The 7,548-nt window shown below is 69.5% G+C and carries 7 protein-coding genes; all 7 read right to left on the bottom strand.

All coding sequences use genetic code 11. The features are described from left to right. A partial coding sequence (locus VIP82_RS16510) for a bile acid:sodium symporter family protein (RefSeq protein WP_331910561.1) occupies positions 1 to 945 on the bottom strand: 945 nt, incomplete at its 3' end. After that, on the bottom strand, positions 942 to 2,387 hold the full coding sequence (locus VIP82_RS16515) for a flavin-containing monooxygenase (RefSeq protein WP_331910563.1): 1,446 nt from the start codon (positions 2,385 to 2,387) through the stop codon (positions 942 to 944). The genes VIP82_RS16515 and VIP82_RS16510, both read right to left, overlap by 4 nt. 148 nt (positions 2,388 to 2,535) lie before the next feature. Then, positions 2,536 to 3,258: a TSUP family transporter gene (locus VIP82_RS16520; RefSeq protein WP_331910565.1), complete on the bottom strand. Its 723-nt coding sequence runs from the start codon at positions 3,256 to 3,258 to the stop codon at positions 2,536 to 2,538. A gap of 105 nt (positions 3,259 to 3,363) precedes the next feature. Then, positions 3,364 to 4,194, bottom strand: a complete 831-nt coding sequence (locus VIP82_RS16525) for an alpha/beta hydrolase (protein WP_331910567.1) — start codon at positions 4,192 to 4,194, stop codon at positions 3,364 to 3,366. A gap of 45 nt (positions 4,195 to 4,239) precedes the next feature. After that, complete coding sequence (locus VIP82_RS16530) at positions 4,240 to 5,394, bottom strand: mannitol-1-phosphate 5-dehydrogenase (RefSeq protein WP_331910569.1); 1,155 nt, start codon at positions 5,392 to 5,394, stop codon at positions 4,240 to 4,242. Next, positions 5,394 to 5,831, bottom strand: a complete 438-nt coding sequence (locus VIP82_RS16535) for a PTS mannitol transporter subunit IIA (RefSeq protein ID WP_331910571.1) — start codon at positions 5,829 to 5,831, stop codon at positions 5,394 to 5,396. The genes VIP82_RS16530 and VIP82_RS16535 overlap by 1 nt, the downstream gene beginning before the upstream one ends. A gap of 161 nt (positions 5,832 to 5,992) precedes the next feature. After that, positions 5,993 to 7,548, bottom strand: a 1,556-nt coding sequence (locus VIP82_RS16540; protein WP_414684692.1) for a PTS mannitol transporter subunit IIBC, incomplete at its 5' end; no start/stop codon positions are given.

Here is a 7,548-nt window from a genome sequence, read left to right on the forward strand (position 1 = left end):
CGCGCTCCGCACCGCGTGGCGGGAGGCGTCGCCCTGGGCCGAGCCTGTGCGGCGCTTCGTGTGGCGCGCCCAGAGGGCGGCGACGGCGAGGCCGGCGATGATGTCCCAGATGCCCCACCAGCCGGCCACGATCGCCATGCCGCCGAGGCCGCCGAAGAACGCGAACACGAGCCCGAGGCCGAGACCCGCGTTGCGGATGCCGACCTCGAACGTCATCGCCTTGCGCTCGCGGGTGCCGAGACCGCCGACCACGGCGGTCGTGTAGCCGATGGCCAGCGCCACGGCGTCGTGGATGGTGACGACGAGCACGATGATGCCGAGGAACGCCACGAAGTAGGTCCAGTTGCCCGCGAGCGCGGCCACGATGAAGCCGACGAGCGCGATCAGCGAGAACCACTTCACCCACGGCTGGACTCTGCCGGCAAAGACCGGGAACCGGTTGCGGATGAAGAGGCCGAGGGCGAACGGCACGCCGATGATGAGCAGGATGTCGCCGAGCATCGACCACGGATTGAGCTCGACCGCGACGAGCAGGTCGCGTGCCGTCGGGTGCAGCGAGCCCCAGAATGCGACGGAGAGAGGCAGCACGAAGATGTAGATGAGGTTCGACACCGCCGTCATCGACACCGACAGCGCCACGTTGCCGCCGGAGCGGTGCGTGAGCACCTGCGAGATGTTGCCCGGCGGGCAGCAGGCCACGAGGATCATGCCGAGCGCCATCGACGGTGTCACGGGCAGGATCAGAGTGAGCCCGAAGGTCACCGCCGGCAGCACGACGAGCTGAGCCAGGATCGCGATGACGAAGGGCTTGGGCTTGCGGGCGACGACCTTGAAGTCGTCGAGCGTCGTGTCGAGCGCGATGCCGAACATGATGAGCCCGAGCACCACGTTGAGGATGACGAGCGTCCCGGGATTGAAGCTGAGGAGGACGTCGTCCGGGTTCACGCCGTCACCTTCTTCTCGGCGGCGTGTGAACCGCCGCCCTGCGCACCTGCGCCCTGCGCGCCTGCGCCCTGCACGCCGGCGCTCTTGCGGACCAGGCGGCTCCGCCGCGACGGCCGGGAGGCGGCATCCGTCCTCAATGCCTGCGTGGCAGCGCGGACGGCGCCGCGGTAGGCGTCCTTGTTGACGTAGTACGACATGCGTTCGAGGCCGAGGTAGTGGTAGCCGCCGGTCAGGTCCGGCCACGGTTCGCTCGTGACCCTTCTGCGGAAGGCCGCGGCGCGGTGAGGGTGGCGCTCGAGCGCCGCGAGGTAGGCCGCGATGAGCTCCGCCTGCTCGTAGCGTCCCTGCCAGCCGATTCCCGACGCCTCGATCATGCCCATCACGTACAGCCCGTTGAACGACGGGGTGAACGCGTTGAGGAAGAGGCGCGGCGCCATGCCGCTCCAGGCGAGCGCGCTGCGATCGACGAACGGGTAGTCGAGCTTGTAGCCGGTCGCGAGGAGCACGGTGTCGTACTCGCCCGACGAACCGTCGCGGAAGTGGACGGTACGGCCGTCGAAGCGGTCGATGTCGGGCACGATGCGCAGGTCGCCCTGGCCGAGGTGGTTGAGGATGAGCGTGTTGACGATCGGGTGCGATTCGTAGATCTTGTAGTCGGGCTTGGGGAAGCCGAACCGCACCGGGTCGCCGGTGAAGGCGCGCAGCACCCGCGTGTCGACGAACTGCTTCAGGCGAGCGGGCAGAGGCCGCCCCTGGTTGAGCGTGTCGGACGGCTTGCCGAAGAGATACCGCGGCACGAAGTAGTAGCCGCGTCGCACGCTCATGTCGACGGATGCCGCGTGGTGCACGGCGTCGACGGCGATGTCGCAGCCGGAGTTGCCGGCGCCGATGATGAGCACGCGCTTGCCGGTCAGCTGGGTGGCGGACTTGTAGGCGCTGGTGTGCAGGAGCTCGCCGGTGAACTCGCCGCGGAACGCCGGGACGTTCGGCTCCGCGAGTGTGCCGTTGGCGAGGATCACCCCGTCGTAGCGCTGCTGCGTCGGCTCACCCGCGTCACCGGCGGTGCCGGTGGGGCCGGTGGCCCGCAGCATCCAGACCCCGTCTTCCGTGCGTTCGAGCGACGTGACCCTCGTGTCGAAGCGGAAGCGCTCGGTCAGCCCGAAGTGATCGGCGAAGTCCCGGAAGTAGGCGATCAGCTCACGGTGGCTCGGATAGTCCGCCGCGGTGCGCATGGGGAACTCGGCGAACTCCGTCGTGGTGCGCGACGAGATGAGGTGCGCCGAGTCGTACATGGTCGAGCGCGGATTCTCGATGTCCCACAGACCGCCGACACCACGTGACGCCTCGAAGCCGTCGAAGTCGATCCCGGCCTTCTGCAGGGCGCGGGCTGCCGACAGCCCCGATGGCCCGGCGCCGATGATGGCGTAGCGGTGGTCGCTCATTGGTCCTCACGTTCGTCGATGCGCACGTCCTCGTGCCGGCGTGACGATTCCGCCGACAGAACACTAAGCGTGAAGCAGCATCAACCGAAATCGGCGCGTGATCCCGGTGCTGCAGGCGAATCCGGCGACCGTCAGCCGTCGGCGGCCGTCACATGAACACTGCCAGGATGCCGCGCACCAGCACCACCGTCGCTCCGGCCCAGGCGAGCGCGAGCATGGCCGCGCGGGCGATCCGCGGTGAGACGTTGCGGGAGAGGATCGTGCCGATCGCGATGCCGGCGATGGTCGCGATGACCAGCGTGCCGACATCCTCGACCGGGGAGACGGGAAGCCCCCGCAGCGCCACCGAGACGACGCCGAACACGGCGAAGATCAGCTGGGTGCTGGCCGCGAAGCTGCGCTGCGGCCAGCGGTCGCCCACCGCGTAGGCGGCCAGCGGTGGACCGGATAGGCCGCTCGCGACGTGCATGAAGCCGGCGGCGGAACCCGAGAAGACGGCACCCATGCGCCCGCTCAGCGATGCGGAGAGCGCGGAGATGCGCCCCGCCAGCAGCGCGAGATAAGCCATCGCGGCGATGAGCAGCAGCAGGGCAGCGTCCGGGAGGAGACGCACGAGCAGGGCGCCGAACGGCGCGGCCACGATTCCGGGCCAGATGAGCCACCACGAACGCGCCCAGTCGATCTGGCGCCACACCAGCGGGATCGCGGTCAGCGACGCGACGAGCGCCAGCAGCACGCCGAGGGTGACGCCCTCCACCGGTCCGTAGAGGAGGACGATGGGGCCCACGAGCACCAGGACGAAGCCGAGGCCGGTGATGCGCTGGATGACCGCAGCGACGAAGGCCGCGATCGCCGCGAGGATGACGGTCACGGGATTCCAGTCTAGGCGGCGGCACCCGGTGGCCCGGCCGCGTCTCGCCGTCCGCCGTCCCGTCGGCGCCGTCCGCCGGCCCGCCGGGCGACGCCGCCCGTTCGGTCAGCGACCGGCGGTGGCGAGGGCGAAGGGCCCCACAAGCTCGGTGAGCTGGTCGCGCATGTCCTCGTCCGAGATGGTCGGGGTGCCGTCGCCCGGCTGCGGGCCGTAATCGCCGAAGGAGGCGTGGCTCGCGCCCTCGATCTCGTGCATCTCCGCGTCACCGGGAAGGAGGGGTCGCGCATCGGCGATCTTCTCCGGTGTCGACAGCCCGTCCTCGCTGCCTGCCACGCTGATCACCGGCAGGCCGGACGCCGACAGGTCGTTCGCGCAGTAGGAGCCGAAGAGGGCGAGGCCGTCGGCATCCGTCGCCAGCTGGCAGGCCCGCACGCCGCCGAGCGAGTGGCCACCGACGAGCCAGGTGTCGATGCCGGGCGCGAGGTCGGTGAAGGCCGACAGCGGCCGCAGGTCGAAGAACGCGAGGTTCAGCCAGGGCTTCGTGATGACCACCGTGACGCCGTCGTCCGCGACGAGACCCGAGAGCTTGTCGGCATACGCCCAGGGGTCGACCTTCGCGCCGGGCACGTAGACCAGGCCGACGTCGGCCGACTCGCCCGCGGGCGAGAGCACGATGCCCGCGTCGGTGTCGGTGATCTCGATGGCGGTGTTCGACCGCACGTCGGCGAGGGGCTCCGGCTCGGCTGCCATGACGCCGACCTGGCTCCAGATCACGATGCCGACGATGCCGAGCACAATGACGGCCGCCAGCGAGCCGAGGATCCACCACAGGACGCGCAGGCCCCGCCGACGAGGCCTAGGCGTCGGTGAGGCCGCTGCGCCCGATCCACTCTCGGCGTGGGGTGCGGGCTCGGCGGACGGGGCGCTCGGGGTCACCGGTCGAGCGTAGACCGACGAGAGCGATTCAACCTGCGAGCTCGGTCAGCCCGCGAGCTCGGCCTGGCGTGCCGCGACGACCGCCTCGACCTTCGGGAACAGCGGATGATGCGGCTCGAGGCCCGTGACGGATGCCGTGAAGGCGGCGGCATCCTGCTCCCGCAGCATCCGCTGCAGGTCCACCGACTGGGCGTCCTCGGTGTCGTCGAAGGCCAGCGCCGCACCCATCGCGGCGACCAGCGCATCGACGGCGAGACCGCGCTCGGCGGCTTCGGCGGCGGGTCCGACGAACCGCTCGTGCCGCGACAGCTTGCGCAGCGGCTGGCGGCCCACGCGCCACACGGTGTCGGGGAGGGCGGTGTTGCGGAAGCGGCTCAGGATCGTGGCGCGATACGCCGCCAGGGACTCGGCATCCAGTCCGTGCTTGGCCTCGAGAAGTGCCGAGGTCTCTTCGAGCGCCGCCTCCACCCGTGCCGCCAGGGCCGGATCGGCGAGCGCCTGCGCGATGCCTTCGACCCCCGCCTGGGCGCCGAAGTACGCCGTCGCGGCGTGCCCGGTGTTGACGGTGAAGAGCTTGCGCTCGATGTACGGCTCGAGGTCGTCCACGAAGTGGGCGCCGGGGATGCGGGGAGGGTCGTCGCCGAACGGCGGCCGCTCGATCGCCCACTCGAAGAACGGCTCGACGGTCACGTCCACGCCGCCGCCCTCGGGCTGACCGGGCACGATGCGGTCGACGGCGGTGTTCGCGAACACGGCGCGCGAGGCGAGTGCGTCCCAGGCATCGCCGGCGAGCGCCTTGATCTCGTCGCGGAGCAGGTCGGTGGCGTTGATCGCGTTCTCGCACGCCATGATCTGCAGCGGCGGACTGGACGGATCGCGGAGCGCCAGCCCCCCGACGATGTGCGGCGCCACGAACTTCAGGATCGTCGGTCCGACAGCGGTCGTGACGACGTTGGCGCCGGCGATCTCCTCCACGACGAGCTCAGGATGCTCGGCGCTGTTGATCGCCCGGAAGCCGGTGACGACCGTGTCGCGGCCGCCTTCGCCCACCTCGTGCACCGTGTAGCGGGACGCGTGGTTGATCGCGTCGACGAGCGGTGCCGCGACATCCGAGAACACGAGCTCGTACCCGCCCTCGTGCAGGAGAAGCCCGACGAAGCCGCGGCCTATGTTGCCGGCGCCGAAGTGGACGGCCTTCATCAGACGCCCACCGCAGACACCAGGCCGAACAGCTCTTCGGGCGTCTGCGCCTGCTTGAGGCGGGCGACGTCGTCTTCGTCGGAGAAGAGGATGGCGATCTGGGAGAGGATCTCGAGGTGCTCGTCGCCCTTTCCGGCGATGCCGACCACGAACGTCACCGGGTTGCCGTCCCAGTCGACGCCGCCGTCGTAGCGCACGACCGACAGCGCGGATTCGAGGATCTCGCCCTTCGTCTCGTTCGTCCCGTGGGGGATCGCCAGCTCGTTGCCCATGTATGTCGACACGGTCTGCTCGCGCTGCAGCATGGCGTCGTAGTACGCGCCGGTGACCGCGCCGGCGGCCTGCAGGATGTCGGCGGCCTCCTTCATCGCCTCATTGCGCGTCGCGCTCCCGGAGTGGATGCGCACCTGGCCGATGCTCAGAACCTCACGTGCCATGTCTTCGCCTTTCGCCGTTGTCTCGTCTGTCGTCGTCACTCGTCTTGCCCGGTGGACGGATGCCGCCCCCGGCGTTCACGCCGGCCGCGGCGTGCGCGACCGGAGCGAGGGCGATGGGGCCGGGGGCATGAAGCGCCCGCCCGGCCCCACCGCGGTCTCAGCTACGCCCCATCCTCGTGCTGCGAGCGCACCAGGTCCACGACCTCGTCGTATCGCGGCGAGTTCATGAAGTTGTCCACCGAGACGTGCACGGAGTTCGGCGTCTTCTGCCGCGCCCGGTCGGTGAGCTGGTTCTGCGTGATGACCAGGTCGGCCGAGGCATCCAGCGCGGCGATCGCCTTGTTGACGACTGTGACGTCTTCGATGCCCGCCTTCTTGATCTTGTTGCGGAGCACGCTCGCGCCCATGGCGGACGAGCCCATGCCGGCGTCGCACGCGAACACGATGTTCTTGATCTCGCGCTCGGTCATCGTCGCCGGCTCGATGCCCCCGTCCGCTCCGGTGGCGGCGCCGCCCCGCAGGCCCGCGAGTGCGTCGGACGACTTGCCCTTCGCGGCCTCGGTCTGCGTGATCGCCGCGCCGAAGGCGTCGTCGGTCGCCGCCATCGCCGCCAGGTCGCGCTTGCGCGAGGCCCGGAGGATGAGTGCGGCGATCAGGAACGTGACACCGGCCGACAGGACGACCGAGAGGATCACCGCGAAGTACGCCCCCTGCGCCGTCTGCGCGAGCACGGCGATGATGCTGCCGGGTGCGGCCGGCGCGCGCAGCGCACCGCCCAGCAGCATGTTGGTCGTGACACCGGTCATGCCTCCGCCAATGAGGGCGAGAATCAGGATCGGCTTCATCAGTGCGTACGGGAAGTACACCTCGTGGATGCCGCCGACGAACTGGATGAGCGCCGCTCCGGGAGCAGAGGCGCGAGCGGCGCCGATGCCGAAGAACGTGAACGCGAGCAGCAGTCCGAGGCCAGGCCCAGGGTTCGCCTCGAGCAGGAAGAGAATGGACGATCCCTGCTCGGTCGCCTGCTGGATACCGAGCGGCGTCAGCACACCGTGGTTGATGGCGTTGTTGAGGAAGAAGACCTTCGCCGGCTCGATGAGGATGCTCGTGAGCGGCAGCAGGTTCGCCTCGACCAGCCAGTTCACCGCGTTGCTGAGGATCTGCATGAGGCCGTTCACCAGCCAGGCGACGGGATAGAACCCGACGACGGCCATGACGAAGCCCCAGATGCCGGCCGAGAACATGTTGACGAGCATCTCGAAGCCCGCCCGGATCTTCCCTTCCCACAGGCTGTCGAGCCACTTCATCGAGTAGGCGGCGATCGGGGCCATGATCATCGCGCCGATGAACATGTGCACCTGGCCCAGCTGGTTGTCGGCGGGCAGGTCGGCGTTGATCTGCGCGATCAGCAGGTCGGAGCCGGCGATCGCACCCATGGTCGCGATCGATGCGACCACGCCGCCCCGGATGCCGTAGACGATGTTGCCACCCGTGTAGGCGATCAGGATCGGCAGCAGGTAGTGGATGAAGGGGCCGACTATGGTCACGAGGTCGGCGTTGGGAGTAAAGCCCTTCTCGATGAAGAACGCCGTGAAGATGCCCCACGCGATCAGAGCCGGGATGTTCGGCATGATCATGCCGGACAGGAACGTGCCGAAGCGCTGGACTCCGACCCGTGCCTTGCTCGTGCCCGATGCGGGCACAGACGCCGTTGTCA

Source organism: Microbacterium sp. (assembly GCF_036566905.1).
Taxonomy (GTDB): Bacteria; Actinomycetota; Actinomycetes; order Actinomycetales; family Microbacteriaceae; genus Microbacterium.

Bases quoted from the DNA above. Each gene is read 5' to 3' on its own strand.
- VIP82_RS16515 (WP_331910563.1), bottom strand. From the start codon at position 2,387: ATGAGCGACCACCGCTACGCCATCATCGGCGCCGGGCCATCGGGGCTG.
- VIP82_RS16530 (WP_331910569.1), bottom strand. From the start codon at position 5,394: ATGAAGGCCGTCCACTTCGGCGCCGGCAACATAGGCCGCGGCTTCGTC.
- VIP82_RS16535 (WP_331910571.1), bottom strand. From the start codon at position 5,831: ATGGCACGTGAGGTTCTGAGCATCGGCCAGGTGCGCATCCACTCCGGG.